This is a genomic window from uncultured Campylobacter sp. (assembly GCF_938041645.1).
GTDB lineage: Bacteria > Campylobacterota > Campylobacteria > Campylobacterales > Campylobacteraceae > Campylobacter_B.
Genome location: NZ_CALIST010000018.1, coordinates 14,236 through 38,566 on the forward strand (window position 1 = coordinate 14,236; position 24,331 = coordinate 38,566).

19 protein-coding genes are annotated in these 24,331 nt (G+C 45.4%); all 19 read right to left on the reverse strand.

All coding sequences use genetic code 11. From position 1 onward, the window contains the following. Positions 1 to 190: 190 nt before the first annotated feature. The 19 genes from Q0600_RS02495 to Q0600_RS02585 all read right to left on the reverse strand — a co-directional run bounded on the left by Q0600_RS02495 (position 191) and on the right by Q0600_RS02585 (position 24,083). A complete protein-coding gene (locus Q0600_RS02495; RefSeq protein ID WP_295098848.1) occupies positions 191 to 424 on the reverse strand; it encodes a SelT/SelW/SelH family (seleno)protein in 234 nt (77 codons plus the stop codon). 151 nt (positions 425 to 575) lie between these two features. Continuing rightward, a complete protein-coding gene (locus tag Q0600_RS02500) occupies positions 576 to 1,157 on the reverse strand; it encodes a hypothetical protein (protein WP_298756518.1) in 582 nt (193 codons plus the stop codon). Then, complete coding sequence (locus tag Q0600_RS02505; protein WP_298756521.1) at positions 1,150 to 1,284, reverse strand: hypothetical protein; 135 nt, start codon at positions 1,282 to 1,284, stop codon at positions 1,150 to 1,152. Before Q0600_RS02505 ends, Q0600_RS02500 begins: the two co-directional genes overlap by 8 nt. Positions 1,285 to 1,730: 446 nt before the next feature. After that, the gene (locus Q0600_RS02510; protein ID WP_297903327.1) at positions 1,731 to 2,783 is read right to left on the reverse strand and encodes a GDSL-type esterase/lipase family protein; all 1,053 of its coding nucleotides are present in this window, start codon (positions 2,781 to 2,783) and stop codon (positions 1,731 to 1,733) included. Beyond that, complete coding sequence (locus tag Q0600_RS02515) at positions 2,776 to 4,086, reverse strand: DUF459 domain-containing protein (protein ID WP_298756524.1); 1,311 nt, start codon at positions 4,084 to 4,086, stop codon at positions 2,776 to 2,778. The genes Q0600_RS02510 and Q0600_RS02515 overlap by 8 nt, the downstream gene beginning before the upstream one ends. After that, positions 4,087 to 5,646, reverse strand: coding sequence for an MBOAT family O-acyltransferase (locus Q0600_RS02520; RefSeq protein WP_298756527.1), 1,560 nt, complete (start codon positions 5,644 to 5,646; stop codon positions 4,087 to 4,089). Positions 5,647 to 7,148: 1,502 nt separating this feature from the next. After that, complete coding sequence (metE, locus tag Q0600_RS02525) at positions 7,149 to 9,431, reverse strand: 5-methyltetrahydropteroyltriglutamate--homocysteine S-methyltransferase (RefSeq protein WP_298756530.1); 2,283 nt, start codon at positions 9,429 to 9,431, stop codon at positions 7,149 to 7,151. Positions 9,432 to 9,784: 353 nt separating this feature from the next. Continuing rightward, positions 9,785 to 10,369: a hypothetical protein gene (locus tag Q0600_RS02530; RefSeq protein WP_298756533.1), complete on the reverse strand. Its 585-nt coding sequence runs from the start codon at positions 10,367 to 10,369 to the stop codon at positions 9,785 to 9,787. A 254-nt stretch (positions 10,370 to 10,623) separates the two neighbouring features. After that, positions 10,624 to 12,804, reverse strand: coding sequence for an STT3 domain-containing protein (locus Q0600_RS02535; protein ID WP_298756536.1), 2,181 nt, complete (start codon positions 12,802 to 12,804; stop codon positions 10,624 to 10,626). Positions 12,805 to 13,330: 526 nt separating this feature from the next. Continuing rightward, complete coding sequence (locus Q0600_RS02540) at positions 13,331 to 13,705, reverse strand: hypothetical protein (protein WP_297905105.1); 375 nt, start codon at positions 13,703 to 13,705, stop codon at positions 13,331 to 13,333. Between the two features lie 307 nt (positions 13,706 to 14,012). Beyond that, a complete protein-coding gene (locus Q0600_RS02545; protein ID WP_298756540.1) occupies positions 14,013 to 14,660 on the reverse strand; it encodes a hypothetical protein in 648 nt (215 codons plus the stop codon). A gap of 533 nt (positions 14,661 to 15,193) precedes the next feature. Next, entirely contained in the window at positions 15,194 to 16,405 is a 1,212-nt protein-coding gene (locus Q0600_RS02550; protein WP_298756541.1) for a saccharopine dehydrogenase family protein, read from the reverse strand. A gap of 1,022 nt (positions 16,406 to 17,427) precedes the next feature. Beyond that, positions 17,428 to 17,913, reverse strand: a complete 486-nt coding sequence (locus Q0600_RS02555; RefSeq protein WP_298756544.1) for a hypothetical protein — start codon at positions 17,911 to 17,913, stop codon at positions 17,428 to 17,430. Between the two features lie 42 nt (positions 17,914 to 17,955). After that, positions 17,956 to 18,585 carry a LysE/ArgO family amino acid transporter gene (locus tag Q0600_RS02560; protein WP_298756546.1) on the reverse strand — a complete coding sequence of 210 codons (630 nt, stop codon included), beginning with the start codon at positions 18,583 to 18,585 and terminating at the stop codon, positions 17,956 to 17,958. Positions 18,586 to 18,595: 10 nt separating this feature from the next. Next, positions 18,596 to 19,534: a hypothetical protein gene (locus Q0600_RS02565; RefSeq protein WP_298756549.1), complete on the reverse strand. Its 939-nt coding sequence runs from the start codon at positions 19,532 to 19,534 to the stop codon at positions 18,596 to 18,598. Further along, complete coding sequence (locus Q0600_RS02570) at positions 19,531 to 20,148, reverse strand: hypothetical protein (RefSeq protein ID WP_298756552.1); 618 nt, start codon at positions 20,146 to 20,148, stop codon at positions 19,531 to 19,533. The genes Q0600_RS02565 and Q0600_RS02570 overlap by 4 nt, the downstream gene beginning before the upstream one ends. A gap of 238 nt (positions 20,149 to 20,386) precedes the next feature. After that, a complete protein-coding gene (fdh3B, locus tag Q0600_RS02575; RefSeq protein WP_297913568.1) occupies positions 20,387 to 20,944 on the reverse strand; it encodes a formate dehydrogenase FDH3 subunit beta in 558 nt (185 codons plus the stop codon). Between the two features lie 9 nt (positions 20,945 to 20,953). Then, positions 20,954 to 23,875, reverse strand: coding sequence for a formate dehydrogenase subunit alpha (locus Q0600_RS02580; protein ID WP_298756556.1), 2,922 nt, complete (start codon positions 23,873 to 23,875; stop codon positions 20,954 to 20,956). 10 nt (positions 23,876 to 23,885) lie between these two features. Next, entirely contained in the window at positions 23,886 to 24,083 is a 198-nt protein-coding gene (locus Q0600_RS02585; RefSeq protein WP_005871103.1) for a twin-arginine translocation signal domain-containing protein, read from the reverse strand. Between the last annotated feature and the right edge of the window lie 248 nt (positions 24,084 to 24,331).

Genomic DNA, 24,331 nt, shown 5'->3' on the forward strand with positions numbered 1-24,331 from the left:
CGCATCGGTTGCGTAAATTTGATTAAAATAGCTTTTTGAATTCGCCGAAATGCGAGATCATTTAATCTAAATTTTGCGTAGCGCTGATTTGGCAAAATTTAAAATGGTTTTATGATTAAATTTACGGATATGAAATTTGAGTATAAAAACGCCCGAAAGCAAATCTTGCGACCCGCTTTCGGGCTTTGAGCTAGGCTGCAACTTTAATTAGATTTAAAATTTCACCTTCACTTGGGAAACGAGGCTTAGCAAAATCTTTATTGAAGAAAAGCTTTCTGCCGTCAACTTCTACTAGAAAGTCTCCGCTGCCACCAGGGGCCAACTCGACAACTGCATCCTTATAGACGCTTGTTATTTCATCTCTCACACGGAGAGCTTGCGGTCTATAAGATCAAGAATTACAATAAGTAATTACGACCTTCATCTTTATTCCTTTCTAAAAAAGTGCCACATTGTAGCAAAACTAACTTAAATTTTAATATAAAAGTTGAGATTCCGCACGGCGTAGCGTTTAAAATTTACGAGCATATTTCGCAGTTTGCAAAGTTTTAAATTTTGCTGCCGCGGGCTCAAGGCTAGTCCTCAAATTTTAAAATTTCATCGTAGCAGAGATAAAAATCGCAACCGCGCGCATGGAATTTTTTATCGTCGTGAAAGTGCCCGAAATACCACCGCTTAGGTCTTACGAGCTCAAAGATCTGCTCTAAATACTCAGACGTTTTATCGAAAGTACTTTTGCCGCACCAGAGGTATTCTTTTAAAAATTTAATCGCAAATCCCGGCGCCGTGTGGCTTAGCACCGCATCGATCCGCCCACCCGCGGCGATGAAATCGTGTGCATTTTGCATAGCGTAGCTAAACTCCTCCTCGCTCGGAATCTCGCGCGCCCACCAGCTAAGCCCCGGTATCCGATGCGCCTTATCGACGCTAAGCGCGCCGCCGAAGCATAAAAAGCGCCGCCCCGCAATCTCGTAAATTTCGCCGCGTCGCAACCAAAAAATATTTTCGCCGCCCACGCTCACGGTGCCGCCGAATTTTCGCTCGCGCGGCAGTTCGTAGAGCATATCGAAATTTTCGTGGTTGCCGTCGATAAAAAGAAGCGTGCCGGGGAGGTATTTTTCTATGTTTTTGCAAGCCAGAAATTCATCTCTACTCACTCCAAAATAGCCCGAAATCCCCGAGCATGATGACGAAATCATCGGCGCTAAGCCCGCTAGTAAAGGCTTTGTTCGTTATTTTGCCAATCTCGTTTATGCCGTGCGTATCGCCACAAAGACATATCATCTGCTTCCTTTTTTGCTTCCCTTTAAATTTAGCTCACCGCGCTTTGTCGCAGCCCGTGCGAATGAAATTTTAAGCGCTAAATTTTACGCAGCACACACGTCACACAGACCTTTCGCCCCTAGCCGTAGCCACATAAATTTAATCCAAATTAAAAGCGTAAATTTAGGCGACGTATTTTAAAAGCGCGGGCATCGAGCCTGTCGCCGCACAAATTTAAAGCCGCGGCCTCTAATCTTAAATTTCGCGGCGCGGATCTAAGCGGCGAAATCCGAGTAGGCGCAGCTTTGCTTACTGCCGCTAAATTTTAAATTTAGCGACGGACTTTGTAAATTTATAGCGAACTGTATAAATTCTGCGGCAGATTGTGCAATTTCCACAAAGAGCTTTGTAAATTTCAACTAACTTTATAAATTCCACGGCTAACCGCCTAAATTTAAAGATTAATTTTAAAGCCTGCCGCGCAATTTCGTCGCCAGCGCTGCGCCGATTTTTTCGTAGCCCTCTTTTTGCAAGTGGATTTCGTCAGGGCGGATCAGCCCACGCTCGCGCCAGCCGCGCCAGCCGCCATCCTCATCCATAAGACCGGCTATGTCGTAAAACATCGCCCCCTCGTCTCGCGCCAGATGCGCTAGCACCTCCGCAGCGCGTGAGGCGTTTGGCACTTTAGGGCTTCGCGGCGGCGCTACGAGCAGGATTTTCGCACCGGGAGCTGCAGAGCGGACAGAGCGAAGCAGCCCACGGACACTTTGGTAGAATTTTTGCTCGTCAAATTTCGGATCCATCGCATCGTTTGTGCCGTAAGCGATGACTACGAGATCGTATCTAAGTCCCGAAAAATCCCTACCAAAGGCATCTGCACCCCATTTTTCGTAGAGGTTGCTAAACGCGCCGTTGCTCGCGCAAGAGTCTGCAAAGCGCGCGTTTTTACGATAAATTTTATATCCTCCAAGCTCTGCCCCATCACGTAGCGATCGAATTTCGATCGGAAATCTAAGTCGCAGCTTAGAATACTCCCATTTCTGCGGCACTTCTTGTGAAATATACGCGCTTAGCCCGCTTGCATCGCGCACGCGAAAAATCTCGCCACCCTGATCCGATTTATGTAAAATTTCGACGTAAAAATCGCCGCTAAGCTGCTTTAGCTCCAGTCGCACATTAGCGCCTTTCTTGCCGGTAGCGATCACTCCGCATAGCGGGAAATCTGGATCTTGCTCGGTGCGGGATGAGATTACATTAAAGCCGCTTTGCTTAAATTCTATATTTTCGCTTTTGTGATATTTAGGCATCATTGCAGGCACGAAGCCAACGCTGTTTTGCACGAAAAAGCCGTGCCTGAAAGCATCTATCAGCGCGTCGCTTCCTAAATGCGAATCGCCAAAAAATTTCACTCCAAAGCCCGCAGAGCTTTTTGCATTTGCGGAATTTATGCCGCGGACGCCTGCGTTTGCCGCGCATCCGCCTAATAATGCGGCAAATAAAATCACTATAAATTTACTCAACTTCAATCCTTGATAAAATTTCTTTCGCTACCGCTTCGCAACCCTCTTTGCTCATATGAATGCCGTCGTCTTGGCGCACGCGCACGAGCTTGGAGCCGCTTTGCAGATAGGTTTTATAGACGCCTTTTTCGCATACCAGCGGGGTTGTTTGCATAAAATACCCGCCAAGCGCCATACTAGCGTCGGCATATATTTGATTTAGCAGCTGCGTTTTCTCCTCAAAATCCGGCTTTTGCATACACGGCATCGCTAGCCACAGCACTCCTGCACCGTGCGAGTGCGCCGTATCGTAGATCTCGCGCACCCTTGAGGCGTAAAACTCCCGCCAGCGCGGCGTTTTGATGCCGTAGGTCTTGCCGCCTGCGCGGTACTCCCAGACGTCGTTCGCACCCAGCAGCACGACTACGAGCTTAACGCCGCCGTTTTCGCGAAGCGCGGTATCGAGCGTCTTTTGCCAGTCAAAGGATTTCTTACTCGCAAGCCCCGTAGATTGCTTGCTAAGATCGATCACCCTCAGGCTTCGCTTCGGGAAAAATTTCTTAGCGTTCATCCCCACGTATTGCATCAGGCTATCACCCATAAAAAGCACCTCATCGCCTGCATTTAGGCGGATCTTACCATCGTCGCTAAGCGAAATTTTAGCATCAATCTCCGCGGAGCTTTGCGTCGTTAAATTCTGCTCCAAGGCCTGCGTAGCAGGGAGTTGAGAATCGGAATTTTCGCCGCTTTGCAAGGTTGCGCTTGCCGTGACGGGATTTTGCGACGCAGAGGAGCTGCGCGGCACAAAGCTTGTTGTAGTCTGGCTTTGTGGCACGGAATTTTGCGAAGTAGAATTTTGAGGAGCGGAATTTTGTGCGTAAGGCCCCTGCGCAGAATCGCGCGTCTTTAAATGATGCGTAGAATTATTTAAGGCATAATTCTTCGCGGCATGGGCTTGCGGCTTGCTACCTTGTGACTTAATGCTTTGCGAAGCATCGTGATCTCGCACCCTCGTACTTTGCAAAGCTTGATTTTCCGCCATACGATCTTGCGCAGGTTTTTTAAAATTTTTGCTTCCGCTATGCGGACTTGCGTCCTCATCCTTGCTAATGTCCTCGCCTTTGATACGCTGCTCAAGCTTATCTGCGCCATTTGCAATCTTTTCGTAGATCTCTCCACCTACGCGAAACGGCGAGCGGCGCAGCCATTCTTCCAGCCCAAAATCATCGTGAAATCGCTGCTCCAAATAATAAAGCAGCGAGCCTTGCATAAAAAATGCCGAGAAAAGCAGCGCAAAAAGCAGAGTCGAAACAAACCTAAGCATCTAAAATCCTGCGTAGATGAAATTTGGAATTCCGCTTGGCATCAGCGCGAAAATCAGCGTGAAGATCATGCCGAGCACGAGAGCTTTAGGTAAAAACGGCAGCTCGGCAAAAAGCGCGATCAAAGTATCTTTAAGAGCTGAAATTTTAGGATAAACAAAAATCCCCGCTAAAATCACCGCAAGCACCGCTAGCTCGCTAATATCTCCGAAAGCTCGTGCGCGGGCAAAAGCGCTCAAAATCGCCGCCGCATCTGGCAGGGAATTGGCAAAAAAAATCCAAGCGAAACTTACAAAAATATAGGTGCAAAATAGCGCCAAATGTGGATTTAGCGGCTTTACGCCCACTTTGGCAAGACATTTTAAAAACACAAGCGCTACTCCGTGCAAAAGCCCCCAAATCAAAAAATTTAATCCCGCGCCGTGCCAAATGCCCGAGAGCGCAAACGCGATTAGCAAATTTACGCAGGTGCGCGCAAAGCCATTGCGCGAGCCGCCGAGCGGGATATAAATATAATCGCGTATAAACGTGGATAAGCTGATATGCCAGCGATCCCAAAACTCGCCTAAATTCTTAGCCGCATAGGGCATATTAAAATTCTGAGGCAGCTTAAAGCCCATCGCAAGCCCAAGAGCCCGCGCCATATCGATAAAGCCGCTAAAATTCGTATAAAGCACCACGCCATAAAGCAGCAGTGCAGCTAGAATTTGCGCCACGGAAGACTCTGGCTCGTCGCCGTAAACGCCTGAAATCACATCGCTATAATACGCGCCCAAATAGCCGCTAATAAGCAGCAACTTAACTAAGGCAAAAATTATAAGCACATAAATTTCATCGGCATTGCCAAAGTGCTTGAAGCGATCAAACTGCGGCAGTACTGGCTCTACGCCCTTGGCAGCGCTAGCGCGCCCGATAGGACCCATCACGACGCTAGGGAAAAATGCCAAAAAGCACGCCAAGCTCAAAAAGCCCTGCTCGCCGCATTCGCGCCTATAAACCGAGACGAAATAGGTGATTGACATAAAAACATAATATGAAATTCCAAGCGGAAACGCCACGCTATCAACGGCACCTAGGTGCAGCGCAGCAAGCGCAGCATTGAAAAACTCCCTGACGTAGCCATAATATTTAAAAAACGCGAGGAAAAATAAGCCGCCAGCAACTGCCGCAAGCATCACCGCACGCGCCTTCGCAGTTGGTAGTGGAATCTGCTTCGCTAGCCCTGCTTTTTGTACCTGCTTGGCTATGCCAGCTTGTTTTGCTGCGCTCATCTGCTTGGCTGCCGCTTTACGCGAGAGCTTTTTCTTGCGCGAAGACTGCTTTGCGGGCGGTATGGCTTTCGCAACTACGCTATTAGCGCGCGCGATACACATCCCTGCAAAATATACGAAGGCACTATAGGCTGCAAGCACCAGCGCAAAACGCGGATTTATGGAGCACATAAAGCCGTAGCTTGCTAACAGGATCAGGATTTTTTGCGCGAAAATATAATTTTTGAGCGTCCAATAAACGATTAAAAACGCTAAAAAAGCAAGGACAAACTCGGGCGAAAAAAATGTCATTCAATCTTTCCAATTTAAATTTTTAAAGCTCTTGCGGCTTTTAAACGCTCGCGGCGCAAGATTTATACGAAGCGAAAAAGCTTTTTTAAATCACTTGCAGCGCAATATTTTATGCGCAGGCACGGCGGTAGTCACGGCGTTGCGTCGCCAAACACGCTAATAAATTTAGCGTCCAAATCCTTAGATTTCATGGACAGCTTGCAGCAAGCCCTTGCCACGTGAGCGAAATTTCGCCACAATGGCAAAATTTAAAACGCAAATGAGGGCTCGACGCACAAATAAAATTTTTAAACACGCTGAGCGGTTTGCCATCAAATTCTTATAAAACCTCACAAACGCAGTCTCGCAGGTTCTACCCGAAAGATTTCAAAATAAGCGCCTTGGAATCATGCTATATAAATTAAAAACGGGCGATGCCGCTAAAATCCTACAAAATAAAATAAGCTGCCTTTTATCGCAACTATGAGGGCCAAAATTCTACAAAATAAAATCTAAAAGCCTAAATTTTGCAGCGATGATAAAATTCCGCCTGTTAAAATCTGCCGCGCAAAATTACTAAGTAAAATCTCACTTTAAGGCGTGATAGAAACCATCTAAAAGCTGCGCCTTATGAGCCAAAATCATAGCTTTTAATTTTTACCGCAAATTGCAGACCTGCGCCGCCATAAAGGCTCTTTTAATTTTATGGTAACGCAAACGCGTCTTGCGCTAGCCTCGCTCTTTAGTGTAAAACACAAGTTAAAATCAACGAGTTTCGCGTCGTAAATTTTGGCTCTAACTCGAATTTAATGCGGCGTAAATTCAGGCTAGCCAGGCAAAATTAGTCGTAAATTTAATGCGGCTACATAAATTTTAGTTTGAGCTGAAATTTAACGTAGCAGAGCCGCATCTCGCTTCGCAATCCAGCCATTCTAACGAGATAATGTAAATTTTAATTTGCAATTTAAAATTTCTAGCGCAACGATACCAGCTTTAGCTTGCGTTTTGAAATTCTAATCTAGCGACGAAAGCAGTTCATAAAATGCCGCGTAAAATTGCAAATTTCAGCTTTTTTTATTCGGCTGGCGAGGTTTGTGTGCGCAAGAACTGATTTGCGAAAATTTTAAAATTTTATCGCTTGCCCCAGCCTGCCTTCAGGGCAATCGCGATAAAATTTACGCTCCGCGTCTCAAGCAAGTGAGCAGTTGCGATGAAATTCTAAGCTATCAGTCGAGATGAAATTTTACGCCGCATTTTAAAAAAATCCCGCGCCTGCCCAACTGCGAAATCCGTAAATCTCGCGCTAAATTTCATATTGCTGCATTACTTAGCGGCTATCAAATATGCTTGCCAAGCAAACGCGGTGAAATTTCGCATCGCCCTTTAATGCTCGTTCGAAGTAAAATTTCGCGCAGCTATTTTAACAATCCATACTCGAAATAAACGCTCTACATAATTCTATCGCAAAACGGGACTGCCGGGTGGAATTTTGCCCGGCAGCAAGGTCTTTTTTTGCGCTAGATTTATGCTTCTGCGCGGATTATCCTTACCGCTTCGACCATATTTTTTAGGCTCGGGCGAACCTCCTCCCATTTGCGGGTTTTTAGGCCGCAGTCCGGGTTGATCCACAGCTGCTCTTTCGGGAGCACCTCAAGCAGCGCGCGGATCTGGCTTACGAGCTCCTGCACACTAGGAATTCGCGGACTGTGGATGTCGTAAACGCCCGGACCGACCTCTTGCTTATAGCCGACCGATTTGAAAACTCGAAGCAGCTCGTTACCGCTGCGAGCGGTCTCGATGCTGATGACATCGGCATCCATCGCCTCTATCGTTTTGATTATGTCGTTAAACTCCGAATAGCACATATGCGTATGTATCTGCGTATGAGCGCTTGCGGCACTGACGGCGAGCTTAAAAGCACTAACGGCAAATTTTTCGTATGCAGGAATGTTTTCGGATCTAAGCGGATAGCCCTCTTTAAACGCCGCTTCATCTACCTGAACGATCTTGATACCTGCGTCTTGCAGATCCGAAATTTCATCGAAAATCGCAAGTGCGAGCTGTTTTACTATCTGATCGCGAGGCTTATCGTCGCGCACGAAGCTCCAGTTCATCATCGTAACAGGTCCCGTTAGCATGCCCTTCATAATCTTTTTAGTGCGGCTTTGGGCGTATTTGATCCACTCTACGGTCATTGGTCTTGGACGGCTAACGTCGCCGAAAAGTAACGGCGGCTTCACGCAGCGGCTGCCATAGCTCTGCACCCAGCCGTTGGCGCTAAACGCGTATCCGCTCATCTGCTCGCCGAAATACTCGACCATATCGTTGCGCTCGGGCTCGCCGTGGACCAGCACGTCTAGGCCGATCTCGTCTTGAAATTTGACGCAGTCGTCGATATAGGCTTTGATCTGCTTCTCATAATCCTCGCGCGCTAAAAGTCCCTTTTTATAGGCGTTGCGAACCTGACGAAGCTCGGCAGTCTGCGGAAAGGAGCCGATCGTAGTGGTAGGTAAAATTCCATATCCAAGCTCTTTTTTCTGCACCTTGATGCGATCCTCGTAGCGATCGGTGCGCTCAAGCTTGCTTAGCGAGTTCACGCGCGCAGAGACCTTCTCGTCGTGGATGAGCAGCGAACTCTGGCGAGTTTTGGCGGATTTTTGATTCTGCTCGTAAGCTTTCATGCCGTGCTCGCACATAGGAATTTCAAAGAAAAGATGGGTTAAAATCGAAATTTCGCTAAGTTTTTCGACCGCAAAACTTAGCCAGGATTTGATCTCGGCGCTTAGCTTGTCCTCGTATTTTAGCGTGAAGGGCACGTGCAAAAGCGAGCAGGAAGTGCCCACATAGATACGCTCCTTAGGCACGTAGGCTTCGATGGCTTTGAGCTGAGCTAGCTTTTTGTCGATATCGCTCTTCCAGATATTGCGCCCGTCGATCACGCCCGCAAAAAGCACGGTCTTGGCGTCTTTTAAAATTTGAAGCTCTTTTTTGATATTCTCTTCGCTTGCGTAAACAAAATCAAGCCCGATCGCCCATACATCGGTCTTTACTATCTCGCGCACAGCCTCGGTCGCGTGCTCGAAATAGGTCATAAAGATGATTTTTACGTTGCTTGCGACCTTGCTTAGGCGCTGATAGATCGGCGCGATCTTTGGCGCTAGCTCAGCCGCGCGATCCGTTACGAAAATCGGCTCGTCGATCTGAACCACGACCTCGCTATCAAGCTCGCTAAGAAGCTTTAGCAGCTCCTCATATTTCGCGACAAGGGCATCTAAATGCGCGAGCGGATCGCTTTTGTCGCTTGATTTGCTAAGCGCAAGATAGGTGATAGGTCCGATTAAATTTATCTTTAGCGCGCAGGAATCCTTAAAATCGTTATTCTTTGCGGCCTTGTACTCGCTTAAAATTTTACTAGGATTTAGGCTAAATTCCGTATACGCAGAGATCTCAGGCACGATATAGTGGTAGTTTGTATTAAACCACTTCGTCATCTCCATCGCGACTGCGTCCTTACTGCCGCGCGCCATCGCAAAATACTGCTCATGCGCCGAAAGAGCTGCGAAGCGCTGTGGGATCACGCCGAAAAGCACGCTGGTATCGAGCATCAGATCGTAGTATGAAAAGTCGTTTACACTAATTAAGCCGCTCCAAGCATCCAGCTGATATTTGATGTGACGATCTTTTAGCTCTGCAGCAACCCGCTCTAGCGCGTCATAATCGCACTTGCCCGCCCAATAGCTCTCCAAAGCCTTCTTTAACTCGCGCTGCTCTCCGATACGCGGAAAGCCCGTAACGTAACTCTTCATCTCTATCCTTTGAGTAAAATTTTGGTATGAAAGTGTTGATTTTATCTAAAATTTCTTTTGACGTCATTAAAATTTTAACTTAATCTCGAAAATGAACGAAATTTTATCCAAAAGCGCAGGGGTGGAATTTCTCGATAAAATCTGAAATGGAATTTTTATCGAGGAATTCTATAAATTAAAATTTTAGGATTGAATTTAAAGGCGTTAAATTCATCATAATTTAAACCTCATCGCAAGATTCTACTAAAACTTAGTAAAGCCTTGCGACGAAGCTAGCCTTACCTGACACACCGCAAAGCCACTGAGCATCAAGGCTCCATGAAAGCAGTGCAATGCCTCAAATATGAAAATTCTTAGAATTTATAATTATATCCTGCGTAAACGCCGTATTTTTTACCGTCGTTATCTTCGATATAATCGCCGTCTTTGTACCACGCCTTGCTTGCTTTAAAGCCCATTTCAATCTCGCTATTGGAGCCAAATTCATACGCAGTACCTATCTTGCCGCCCAAAATGAAGCCACCCAGCGTATCGTCCGCTCTAACCCAGCCGCCATTGCTATAGTCTATTTTAACTTCAGTATCTAGTACCGAAAGCCCAGCGTAAGCGCCTAGGACGAGCTTAAATCTACCGAAAAGCTCCGGCGTAAAATCCGCACCGGCTACGAAATCGTGCGTGCTCCATTTAACCTTTCTTTTCGAATCGGCATTCGAGCTGGAATCCTCGCCCTTAAATCCGTAAAAATACCCGCCGTAGGCCCTAAACGTGCCGAAGTCATATCCGGCCTTAACGCCGATTTGCGGCTGTCCGTCATCAAAACCTGCAGCTTGGTTTTTGAAATTGTATCCGCCTTCGCCACCTATGAAAAGTCCCTCCGCCATCGCGCTTACTGCAGCTAAAGAGCTAAGAAGCGCCACTTTTGCAACTAAATTTCTCATTTTTACTCCTTTTGGTGAAATTTCATCTTAATGATAGCGACACGCTTCGAAACCTAGGCTAAATTTAAAGTAAATACATAACATTTACGATTTTTAGTGACAAAATTTTAAGTATTTTTGTAATTTATTTATAGCCAGTATAAATTCTAAATCTCCATATAATTTACATTATAAATTTTTTATCGCTTAGTAACATATGCTTTGTAAAAGTATAGCGTAATAAGAATTTACGCGGTATTCCTCTGGATATAAATTTATCTTAATAACTTGTAAATCCGCGCCGAATTGCTTAGATAAATCGGCTCAAACAAGTCTTTGTCGTAATTTTCTAGCACGAAGAGCTGAATGAAAGTCGATTCAAAGACTTTTTCATCTAAAATCAATATTCTTTCGTAGTCCGGTAAGAATATCACATAAAGATCGGCATTCTTATCTAATTGCTTAGATAATTTAACGAGCTTACCGTTTACCTCGCTCACTTGATAATATGTGTTGATCGGTATCTTTTTGCCGTTATGAATCAGATATTCGGGATCGGCACTAGGTAACATATACTCGCCATTTATGCTAGCACTTTTCCCATCCTCACCGATTTCAATATCATAGCCTATAACAGCCAGTGGATTCCAAGACTCTTTACCTGTTTCTATATCTACAGTAGAAAATTTTAAGATATTAGGCAATATATCTATCATGTGCGGTACGAAATAATAATATATATCCCTAGTTTTCCGTGGAAGCTTGAAATTCTTATCGCTTAAAGAACTTAGGAATTTATTGATATCGGCTTCGCCATAATCTTTTTGAATTTGATATAGATTTAGTTTAAATTTATCTTCCAATTTAGGATCAAATTTTTTACCTTGCAACTTTTGTATATATTCTACGTTAAGCCTTGCCATATTAGCAGAGCTTACCTCATCTTTATTAAAGGAAAACGCACTCATAAAAGTATATTCTCCTGCCTGTCTACCTCCGGGATCAGCTACTACTTTTACATCGGAGTAATATCTGATTAAATATCCGTAATCCCACCACGATAGCACGTAATCTTCTCTGCTGGCTTTATTTTTTAGCTCTGCAAGAGGATTTATAGAGCCTTTCGTAAGCGTAGGCGCAACTCGGAATTCATAAATAAAATCCATGCTAGGCATTAGTGCCAAACAGGTTAAAATAGCCAACAAAGTACTTCTAAGCCAGGTGCGTATTTCAAAGTAATTCAGCGTGAAATATATAAAATAAGCAAATCCAAGCGCTATCATCGGTGTAGCGTACATTGTAAAGCGAGTTCCACCGAAAAGTGCTAAAACTCCAAGCGCTATCATCGGCAAGGTTAATATAAACGAACGGAATTTTATCAGTAGTAGAGCCAACCCTCCTACGGCGCATATAAATATAAATAGATGCCCGCTAGATTCAAGCACAAATTTTATAAAATTAGCATTGGCAACCTCCTTGACCGTATTTCTAACGCCGTAGAAGTAGAAAATTTCCTCTTTGCTTACATCCTTTAAGATGTATGCTTTAAGCTGTACTGCTATAGGCACAAGTCCGCCGAATATGACGAACGTAATTACGGCGATCGTACCCAAAATCCAAAGAGCTTTTTTGCTTTTATGGCTTGGAATTTTAATCATTAAAAAATATAGCAATGCAATCAGTGAGATTTTGAACAATAAAATATAATTTACAATTATTGTCTCGCCTTCGTAATACGCGCCAAAATTTATAACCGCTGCGACCATAAGAATAATCGCTTTGTAATTTTCCTCATTGTGTCTATTAAAAATCAAAGTATAGATTAAAAATATCACTATAATCGCCATATTTAAAGAATACGAGCTGGGATACCACCAATCATAAAACGCCATAAAGACGGCAGGCAAAGCAAAGCTACTCTGCTCGCTTCGCCCTATGAGCCTAATCAAAGCCCATAGCGTTAGCAGCGGCAGAGTAACATTTAACATATCGCTATCAAAATACCCGCCTAAAGTCCTCATATAATATCCCGGCAATATGGTGGCAAGTAGCGCCGCGATGATGCCGGCGCCCAGGATATTATACTCTCTTGCTATTAAAATAATCGGTACGGCCACCAGCGGCGCTAAAAACACGCTCATATAGATCGCAACGCTATTTAGGCTGACGGGTAAAATTTTGCTAAGTAAAAATGCTAGAGTTGGGATCGACGCGCCGTACGGGCTAAGATCGCCCGGCTGGTGAAAGCCCGCTATCATATCGCGCGCACCCTCGGCGTTTGCAAAGGCGTCATTTGTAGTCATGATGAGCTCGCCGTCAAAAGAAAACTGTTCGATCCCGCTAGCCCAATATATCCAAAAAAACCTGCACGCCACGCCGAATATATAAACCAGCGTCATGATCAAAAAAATATCCATGCGTGAGTATTCGCCGTTTGTAATTCTAAATTTTTGCATCTTTTTCCTTGATTTGCCATTTGAAGTACCGAGCGGCAGGCAAAATTTGCCTCTACAAATTTTACTTGCTTTATCACGCCCGCGTTACGTCTTTAACGGCATTGTTTAATTTGCGTTTATTATAGCAGAATTTATCGATATTAAAGCGAAATTTTAAAAACAACCCAAGTCAAGCCGTTTAGAATTTAAATTTGTGATATGCAATTTTGGCGACCATCAAAAAATACGATACGTAAAGATAGAGAAAGATGTAAACTAAATATCCAATATAAGGCAGATACAAAACAACACTAAGCCAATAAACATGCGTATATCTAGCATATTATAAATTCCATCTTCTGGTTGCGGAATGAACAAATATAGGACAATAAACATAACGAACGCTTTTAAAAAAATATATAACAATGTTTTATTCATAGGCATATATTTAGCGATCTATGCTATGGCTAAATAGCAGAAGCAACCGCTCGTTGCAAGAAACTTGCGCCGAGCCGGTGGATTTTTGTGGTTTAGACGAAATTCTCGCCTAATACGCGTCACACATAAATTTACAGACGGTTTTCGTGCGCAAATTAAGCATAATCGAGCTTAGGCACCTGCCGTCCTTGTTGCCGCTTAGCAGGCGCACAGCATCGCCCTCTTTCCACTGCGTGCTATCGCCCTCGATCGTCCTGTAATGCGCGCCGTTAATGACAAGTGACTCACCGCCTTTTAGCGTTTTATCGATCTTTAGGTCGCTTGCGATCTGGCTTAGATCGCCTTTTAGGGCATTTGCGATTAGTTTTTCCTCGGCCTGCTCGTGCGTCTTCATCGAGCTTTTGGCAAAGTCCGGCACCTGCACAGTTTCGGTCTGAGCCGAAGCAAACACGGCGAGCACGCAAGCGGCGTAAATCAATTTCATATTTTCTCCTCGGTTTTTTCAAAATTTCGGCGATTATAGCAAAGTTTACTTAAAAATTTCGGTCTAAATTTAGCTAGAGTTTAAATTTAAGAAACCGCTCGTCTGTTTAAAACAGAGCTGAACTCGATGGCAAATTATAAAATTTCGCTGCGATTTAAAATTTACTTATTTAAATACGCCGCGAGCGCGCTTAGCCAAACAAACAGCGCTATGATCCAAGACATCGTCCGCGGCGTACCCGCCCAAAACGCAGCCCTCATATTGCAACGTAAGAGCAAGCGAGTATCAAAATTTTTACTGGCAGAATTTACTCGTTATCAAATAGCGCGCCGAGACTTTGCATTACAGCAGCGATGGGCATCCAGACGGGGCTAAACATAGTTAAAACTGCGTCTTGCGTCTCACCGTTTTTACGCATACTTTCCTCGCTCAGCCTGCCGCTATCAACAAATACTACCGCGTTTAAACTTAACGGCTTAGCAAGCGCATATTTTTTTAGAATCCGATCGCGATCTTTTACGCGCGTAGGAACGCCTAAAATTTTGAAGCTAAATTGTAAAATTTCGCGATCTTTAAAGCCCGTAAAATTTGGATGCTTGTAAAGCACAAGCTGATCTGCTAGCGGCAGGCTCTCGCGGTCAAGCCACAGCTCAAAAAGTAGCGCGCTTGCGTGAGGTTCATTAAATGCATCCGTAGCGATCGAAATTCTATTTACCTCCACTGCATGTGAATAGAGCGATTTTAGGTGCTCAAATTCCGCTTTCGTCGCGCGATAATCACTGCTAAATTCGTAGTCGTAAGCGTCACCGATCATTACCGTACGGTTTGCCTCTATTTGGATCGCGCGAATTTGCTCCTTGCCTTCAAGCTCTACGGGCGCGGTTTTACTAGCACAACCCACAATGAGAAATGAAAATGCCATGCTAAAAATCAGCGCTTTTAAAATTCGTTTCATATCTACTCCGATAAAATTTTATGCGATTATAGCCAAATTTAAAGCAGTATTCGACGCACGGTATTGTCCCCGATTGAGACGAATAAAATTTGAGGGCGAGAGCGTATATGAAATACATGACTGAGTGAATTTGAATTAGAATTTAAACGTAGCAGAATAAGGCGCAGTATTTTTTGCCTAGCTGAGATGAAATTTGATTTTTAAAAGTAGGCTAGGCAGGTAAACTGCTTAGCTAAATTAAATTTGAATGCGATTAAAGATAGGGCGAAGTATCGTGAGATGATTTTAAATGTTTTCTACGTCGCTATGCTCGTAGCTGAATAGAAGAAGTAAATTTCGTCCCAAGACTAGACATACAATATGTCGTAGAGCGAAAATTTTAAATCTATTTAAATATACCCACCAAAATAAGGCGCAGTATTTTTTGCCTAGCTGAGATGAAATTTGATTTTTAAGCGGAGCGTATATGTGATACGTGAGCATTAAAAATCAAATTTCAACGAAGTATAAGTAGAAAAAGACAAGCCTCAAATTTAGACTTCGTATCTCTCACCAGGTTTCATCTCGATGATCTCCCACGGCAAGCCCTGTTTATTTAGCTCGTCCATGAAAGGCTTAGCGTCGAAATTCTCCATATTAAAGACGCCTTTGCCGCTCCAGATACCTTTTGCAACCATCATCGAGCCGATCATCGCTGGCACGCCAGTCGTGTAGCTCACGGCCTGCGCGCCCGTCTCAGCGTAGCAAGCCTCGTGATCGCAGACGTTGTAGATATAGACCTGGCGCTCTTTGCTATCTTTTAAGCCACGTATCACGCAGCCGATGTTAGTTTTTCCCTTCGTGCGAGGACCGAGGCTCGCAGGATCAGGCAGTAGAGTTTTTAAAAACTGTATCGGTACGATCTTTACGCCGTTGTGCTCGACCTCGTCTATGCGCAGCATGCCGACGTTTTCTAGGCATTTCATATGCGTGAGGTAGCTCTGCCCAAATGTCATAAAAAAGCGGATTCGTTTCAGTCCTTTGATGTTTTTAACGAGGCTTTCTAGCTCCTCGTGGTAGAGCAGGTAGCTATCTTTGACGCCGACTTTCGGGTAGTCCCATTTGAACATTATTTCCATCGGCTCGGTCTCTTTCCACTCGCCGCGCTCCCAGTAGCGGCCTTTTGCGCTCACTTCGCGCAGGTTGATTTCGGGGTTGAAATTCGTCGCAAACGCATAGCCGTGATCGCCCGCATTGCAGTCTAGGATGTCGATCTCGCCGATCTCGTCAAAGAGATTTTGCTGTGCGTAGGCGCAAAATACGTTCGTCACGCCCGGATCAAAGCCGCTTCCCAGAAGCGCCATCGTGTTTGCGGCTTTAAACTCGTCGTCCTTCGCCCACTGCAGCTTGTATTCAAATTTAGCGGTGTCTGGGTGCTCATAGTTTGCGGTGTCGATGTATGGGATGCCGGCACGAGAGCACGCGTCCATGAGCGTTAGGTCTTGATACGGCAGCGCGACATTTAGCAGCAAATCGGCGCCCGTTTTTTTGATGAGAGCGACTACGGCATCGGTATCGTCCGCGTCGATCTGGGCAGTATAGATCTGCACGCCTAGGCGGTCTTTTATAAATTTAGCGATCGCGTCGCACTTGCTTTTGGTGCGGCTCGCAAGGGTGATCTTGCTAAAAACGTCCGCGTTCATCGCGCATTTTACGGTCGCGACTTGGCTCACGCCGCCCGCGCCTATGATTAAGATATTTGACATTTGGGCTCCTTTAAATTTTAAATTTTGCTGCAATTTTAGCAAATTTAAGATGAATTTTAAGAGGCTAGGTGTAATTAATCATAGAGTTTGGTTGTAGCCGGGCGCGGAGCGCAAGCCAGCTCCAACAAGAGCGCCGAAAGCGGCTAGCGCTAAAATTTACGCGGATAGCGGCATGCCGATTGACGGCGGCACGAGATTAAATTTACCGCTTTGTATCGCGCGATAAAATTTTAGACTTTAAAGGGCTAGTTTAAATTTAACATCCCCCCCTCCCCGGCGAAGCGCGGAGAATTAAAATTTAAAGCTCGTTCGCTTCGCCGCTAAATTTATCGCGCTTATTTTCTCGGCGCACGGCAAAACCGCATACCGCGGCTAAATTTAACGCTTTAGCGAACAGCGGTTTAAAAAGTAGCAAGCGGGACAAGATCCCGTGACGCTCACGATAAAGGGCACTAGTCCGACCAGCCCCACCAGCTGCTAAACACCGCTCCGGCGATCATTATCGCTAGTCCCATTAGCGCTCTTATTATCCTAGTTTTTTACTTAGCATTGCGTTTTCCTTTCTTTGTTTTTACATTTTGCACGTATTAATGCTTAAAATTTTTAAAGTAAGCAATGGCAGCAAACCGCCACCTAGCGTATCATCTTTGAGCCCGCTTTCCTATATACGCACCTTGGTTAAATTCGGCTTCGTTTAATTATCTTTTCTTTTGCATAAAAATGCGATCCGACAAAATTTGTGTGCCTGAGGAGCAAAATTTATTCGAGCTCAATTTAAAATTTTGACGAATGTAAAGCAAGGCGAACTCAAACGCCGGCGGTAACGCGGCGAAATTTATACAAGCTTTAAATTTGGAATTACGATAAATTTTAACCAGGTGAAATTGCCATCATTGCAGAAAGTTTGTCTAAATTTAGACTCGCAATGTGTTTTGAGCGTCTAAATTTACGCGCTGCAGCAAAAAAGCGTAGTACGATATTTAGGATCGAGGCGGCATCGATCTCACGCCGCACCGCCAAAATCAAATTTCGTAGCGATAAATCTTGCCGAAATTTTCGTCCAGAGTATAGCTAAACTCACCGCCTGCATAATAGATTGTCTCGCCACCCTCCAGCTCGAAGCGTTGGTACACGCGCAGCACGACCTCGTTTTCGCTGATGCCTTGGACATGGATAAAAATATCGCTCTTTCTGCCCGCGGTCATCGCCATTTGGTAGAGCTGATTAAATAGCGCGTATTCGGCGTTTTTCTCGGCGTCCTCTTGCGATAAAAAGCCCTCTAGCACGCCCAGCATCTCCGCGCGAAATTCCGTCCTGGCGCGCGCATAGGCGTTTTGGATATTTTCGATCTGGTTGGTATCGAGTAAATTTAAAAGCGAATGTTTGCCCACGTAAAGCGTCGCGCTCGATGTGACTTTGCCGTCCTTGTCGGTCACTAGTCGCAGAGCTTTCTCTACGCGCCACAAGGCCTCTTTTAGTTCGAGCCCGCTTTCAATTTCAATTTTCATCATATATCCTTTATCAAGAGTGCGGAATTTTAGCGTGAAATTTTAAATTTTAAAGACAAACTTCGCGATCAGATACGCCATATATAGCATCAAAACTCCCACGAATGCGTCGATTATGCGCCATGCTCTGCTGCTTGCAAAAAGCTTCGAAAGCGCCCCTGAACCGTAGCCTAAGCCGAAAAACCACGCAAACGATACGAACATAACTCCCGCGTAAAACCACGGCTTTTGCGGATCCGCGATCGTAGCGCCGAGCGAGCCCACGACCACGACGGTATCTAAATACACGTGCGGATTTAGAAGCGTCACCGCAAGGGCTTTGGCTACGACGGGCGCCAGCGGGCTATTTGCAGAGTTTTGGATTTTGGCAAAATGCGAGCCCTTATAAGCGCTAAAAAACGAGCTTAGCGCGTAGCAGAGCAGAAATATGATCCCGCCTATGCCTAAAATTTGGGTAAAAAGCGAGCCTTGCTTAAGAGCGCCACCGATTAAAAATATCCCTACGGCCGTAAATACGGCATCGCTTAGCGCGCAGACCGTACAAACAGCCGCGACGTGGTTTTTCGCAAGGCCTTGGGAGATGACGAAGATATTTTGCGCGCCGATCGCGACGATAAGCGAGAGCATCAGCGCGGCTCCTTGCAAGAAAATTCCGATCGGCAAGGAGTTCAAGGCCGCGCCTCTACTTATTTTTACTTTCGCAGGCGGAGTTTCGCATTGCGGTATCGACGGTATCGGAGTCAGCTAGCGCCGTACTTTCGAGCGCAGCGTCAGGCTCATTATCGCCCGCGGAAATTTTAGACGCGAAATCCTCGGCGCCTGTGAAATTTTCACCCGCAGCGGCATTATTTGAAGAAACTGTATTATTCGGCGCGGCGGAGCTTTGTTCGTTTAAATTTGAAGCGCCCTTCAAATTCTGCGCGCTGTTTGAATCGGCGGCGCCATTAGAATTTTGTGCGGCGAAATCCTGCGCCACGCCGAAATTCTGCGCGCCTAAATTTTCATCTAAATTTTGTGCGCCGTAGGAATTTTGCATATCGGAATTTTGCGAAGCGGAATTTTCATCGCGTAGGTTTTTAGCTTTAAAATTTTTACCGCTACCCGCGCTTTTTTTAGAACCCTTAGCGCCCTTGCGAGTTTTTGAGGCGGTTTGCTCTTCCTCGGAGCTCTGCGAAAGACCGGCTTTTTCGCGCAAAATTTTACTTAGCTCGTAGATCGAAATTTCAAACGAGCCCGGCAGCGTGGCCTCCGTGTCGCTGTAAAATCGTAAAAAATTAAAGCGGTCCTGCGCCTGCGGCGCTTTTTTGAATACAAAATTTAAAAGCTCCGTTTTGTTTCTGCCCGCGACAAAGGTTTTGATGCCTAAATTTGCGATATCTTTGTATTCGAAGCTTTCGGAATTTGCGTCGCGCACGATAGTAAGGGCGTTCTCGCCGATCTGCAAATAATTTTTAGCGCCGAGTCTGAGCGCGCAAAAAAACGCGCAAAATGCCGCGACTACGGAAGCAAAAAGCGCCGCGCCGCCAAAGCCCGCGTGGTAGCAATACCCGCTAGCGAGCGCCAAAATCGCCGATCCCGCAAGCGTCATCGCTACGGGCTTTTTATTCTCTTTTACTATCATCTTCCCTGCTTAATCAGTTGTCTTATATATTCGTAAATTTTAAAATTTAGCGCATCCATTACCGAGTCTTTAGAGCCCGGATTCTTGATGCTTTGGTAGTTGAGATTAGTTACGTAATCCCTCCAAGCACCCTTGTTTTTAACGCTTATGTAGAGGCTAATCTGCGAGTCGTAGAAGTAGTCTCTGTAATAATCGTCGTCGTCCCAAGGATCATAACCGAACGGCATCCCCCAGCCCACGCCTACGCCCGTATATCTATAATACCTGCCGAAGCCCATTCCGAAGCTAAATCTCGGATTATCCCACGATCTGCGCGAAAAATCCGCCTTGCGGAAGTAGTTGAGATTGCCGCCGATTTGGACGTTCGCCGCACTTTTATTTACGACCTTAAATCCATCCGCACGCAGATGCTGGATCACTGCTTGGGTTAAATTTGAATCCGTCGTAGAGGTATTGGTGAAATTTACGCTTATGAGTTTATCCTGCGGAAATTCCATAATGTGAAGCGGCTCGGAAGTGCGCACAATACCGCTATTTACGGGTACAGTTTTAGAGCAACCTGTAAAAATCAAAAACGCCGAAATGACCAAAAAAAGTGAAATTTTATTTTTCAAGACGGATCCTTTCGCTTAAGATTTCAAATCCTAAATTTGAGTGATTGTAGCATAAATTTAAAATTTTAATGTCAGCAAGAGGCGATTTTTTGAAATAATCTAACGGCGAATGGGCAAGAGTGGAATTTTTAAATAAAATTTTGCGCCGAGCGACCGCTAAATTTAAAGCCGCCGCTCGGTTGAAATTTCTGTAAAAGAGGCGGAATTTTAAATCGTAGACGTTTAAAATTCCAAAATCTTATAGGCTCACGCCGCGCGTAAGTACGCGCTTGCGATAAACATCCGAAACTCTGCTCGCGTCGCCCACGATTAGAGCGTTCGTGCAACAGATCGCCGCACAAATCGGAACCTTGCCCTCTGCGATGCGGTTTTGGCCGTATTTATGTAGCTCTTCGTGCGAAAACGTAGGCTCCGGTCCACCCGCGCACATAGTGCATTTATCCATCGCACCTTTGATACCGAAAGCTCCGTCTCTAGGGAATTGCGGAGCGCCGAACGGACACGCATAGAGGCAGTATCCGCAGCCGATACATTTATCTTTGTCGTGTAAAACGACACCGTCGGTTCTGATATAGAAGCATTGAACCGGGCAAACCTGCGCGCAAGGCGCATCGGTGCAGTGTTGGCAAGCAATAGAGCTTGAAACCTCCTGCCCCTCTATGCCCTCGTTTAAAGTGATAACCTTGCGCCTATTGATCTGCACGGGAACCTCGTGCGCCGAGCTGCAGGCTACCTGGCAACCATAGCAAGCGATGCAACGCTCGACATCGACGTAAAATTTTAATCTTGCCGGCATTTTATCTCCTTATGCTCTTTCTAGTCTGCAAAGACCGGCGTTAAATTCCGAAATTTGCGTATTTATGTCAAAGCCGTAGTTGGTAATCGTATTTGAGCTCTCGCCTCTGATATATGGCTTAGTGCCTTCAGGATAGCGGTCGCTTAGATCCTCGCCCTGGAAAATTCCCGCGAAGTTATACGGCATAACGATACGATCAGGCGTGACGGACTCCGAATAGATGCACTTGACTTTGATCTTCGTGCCTTGCGGTGAATGAATCCACATCATCTCGCCATCTTTGATACCTTTATCAGCGGCAAGCTTAGGATTTACGTGCGCAAACATCTCTGGAGTAATCGCCGAAAGATACTTGCTCGTTCGCTCGATCATACCCGCACCGCTTAAATTTACAAGCCTTAACGAGCTTACAATAGTAGGGAAGTCCTTGCTCCAGTCCTGCTTTTTCTGCTCGGAGATAAATCTAGTAAATACGCGGAAATTTCGTTTTTGATCCGCAAAAGTCGGATATTTCTCTACTAAATCCCATCTAGGCGAGTGGATCGGCTCGCGGTGCTTCGGAATTTGATCCGCAAACTGCCAAACCTTGGCTCTGGCTCTTGCGTTTCCGCAAGGACAAATTCCAAACTCGCGACATTTCTTAGCGATAATGCCACTATAATCTGTGCTCCACGTAGGTCCCATCTTGGCTTTCTCTTCCTCGCTTAGCGTGATGCCTAAAACCTGCTCGATATTTGCCTTGGTAATCTCTGCATGTCCGCCTTGAATTTTTGATCCCGGAAGAGTAATGCTCTCGTCGGCTAGCTGCGAAACGCCGTCGTGTTCTAAGCCGAAGCGGTTTCTAAATCCCATACCGCCGTCGGCATAAGGCTTAGTTACGTCGTAAAGGATCGGCGTGCCCGGGTGTTGCGTATCCCAGCAAGGCCATGGAAGCCCGTAGTATTCGCCCTCTACTTCTCCGCCTATGCCGCGCAAAGTATCGGGATCAAATAGATGCCAATTTTTCTGTTGTCTGCGAAATCTAGCTGCGGTACGACCGTTATTTCCAATACTTTGAGTATTGCGTGCGATCTCATCGGTAGCGTCGTCAGGCCAAACAAAATCGTCTTTAACCTGCTTAAGCTCGCTATCAACGATGCCCATCTTCATGCCGCGAACGTATTCGTCGTAAAAGCCGAATTTTTTCGCGAATAAAAACATTACCTCCTGATCCTCTTTGCTCTCAAATAGAGGCTTAACAATCTGAGTTCTCCACTGACCGCTACGGTTTGTAGCGCTTAGATGACCTTCGCTTTCAAACTGCGTAGCTACCGGCAAAACATAAATTCCATCCGGTCTATCGTTTAGAATCGCTACTTCGTTTAAGAACGGCTCGGCGACCACCAGCATATCGATCTTACCTAATGCTTCTTGAGTCTCTCGAACGTGAGCCATAGAAGTAATTCCTGTGCCTTGCACCCAAAGAACGCGGACATTGCCACTACTTAAAACGGGCTCGTTTTTCAAAACGCCCTGCCACCATTTAGATAGCGAAAAGCCCTTTTCGTTGCGCCAGTTTATCACATCTTGCTCGATGCTCGGATCGTAGTGAAAATACTCGGTAAAATTCGTACCAGGCACTTTTTCACCCTGCTTTTCGTGCGGCTGCTTAGTAGAGACGGCAAATCTTTTAATAAACTGCTCGTAATCTACGCCCCAGCCCTTGCAGAAGTGCTTCCAGGCGTTATCGGCTAACCCATAATATGCAGGCAAGCTATCGGAGAGATTGCACATATCGGTAGCGCCCTGAACATTATCATGGCCTCGAAGGATGTTGCAGCCGCCGCCCGGCTTGCCCATATTGCCTAGTATGAGCTGCAAAAGAGCCAAAATTCTAGTATTAGAACTTCCGATCGAGTGCTGTGTAATGCCTAGAGCCCAGCATAAAGTAGCGGGCTTTGTGGTAGCGAACATCCTCGTAAATTCTATCAGCTCCTCTTCTTTGCAGCCGGTGACATTGGCTACCTCTTTAGGATCCCACTTCTCAGCTTCGGCTCTAATCTCCTCTACAGCGTAGGTTCTGGTTTTTATTAGCTCCTTATCTTCCCAGCCGTTTTTAAAGATTAGATGCAGCATTCCGTACACAAACGCTATATCGGTTCCCGGACGAATTCTAATATACATATCGGCCTTAGCCGCAGTTCTAGTAAAATTTGGATCAACTACAACGATTTTCGCGCCGTTTCTATCGCGAGCCTGAAGAGCGTGCTTCATAGCTCCCACTGGATTTGCAACCGCAGAATTCGCACCTATGAAAAGGATCATTTTAGAATTTTTCGCCATATCACCTACGTGATTTGTCATAGCTCCATAACCCCAAGTATTCGCCACACCGGCGACTGTTGCGCTATGTCAAATTCTGGCTACGTGGTCGTTGCTGTTCGTACCCCAGAAGGCTGCAAATTTTCTAAAATAATATGCCTGCTCGTTGCAAAATTTAGCCGAACCCAGAAATACCACACTATCTGGACCGTCCTCTTTGCGGACTTGAAGCATTTTATCGCCGATTTCATCAACCGCTTGTTCCCAACTGATGCGCTCCCACTTGCCGCCAACCTTTTTGAGCGGATATTTAAGACGCATTTTAGATTTGGTTAGATCGATTTGATCGATTCCCTTACAGCAGTGGCTGCCTTGCGAGATCGGGTGATCTACTGCCATATCTTGGCGAATCCAGGTATTGGTGCTCTCATCCACTTGAGCCTCGATACCGCAGCCTACGGAACAGATCGAACATATCGTTCGCTTCATAACGGAACCTGGAAATGGGTTTTTGATCTCTTGCTCAGTAGCGGCTCTTAGCGTATTATTTTCGCCAAACGCAGCTACGCTGCTCGCTCCTAAAGCAGCGAGTTTCAAAAACGATCTCCTTCCGATCGCATTCTCACTCATGAAAATTCTCCTAGTAAGCTACTTTATAGTATTTTTTCCACGCTTCACTCTCCCAGTAAAGCACCTCTTTTTTCGGTGATTTGCCACGAACGGTATCGCCATAGTCCTGCTCGCTTTTCGCTAGAGCCTGAGACGCGGCAACGCCCACGGCACCTACTGCGCCGATTTTTAGAGATTTTTTAAGAAAATCCCTGCGTTTGTTCTCCATGGTTTTCCTTTGTGAAGAAATCGCTTTAAATCTTTTATTGTAGTAACGCCTGTTACAGGATTTAAATCTAATGAATTATAACGAAAAGGCAGTGAGATGGAAATTAAATTTTAAGTTACTTTTTAAATTTTATTTAAAATTCAAAATATAAAGTTCTAACTAAAAAACTCCTCGCAAAACTAGAGTTTGCAAGTCTAAAATTTAACTGAAATTCTGCTTTTGCGTTAAGATTTCCGTTAAAAATTTTA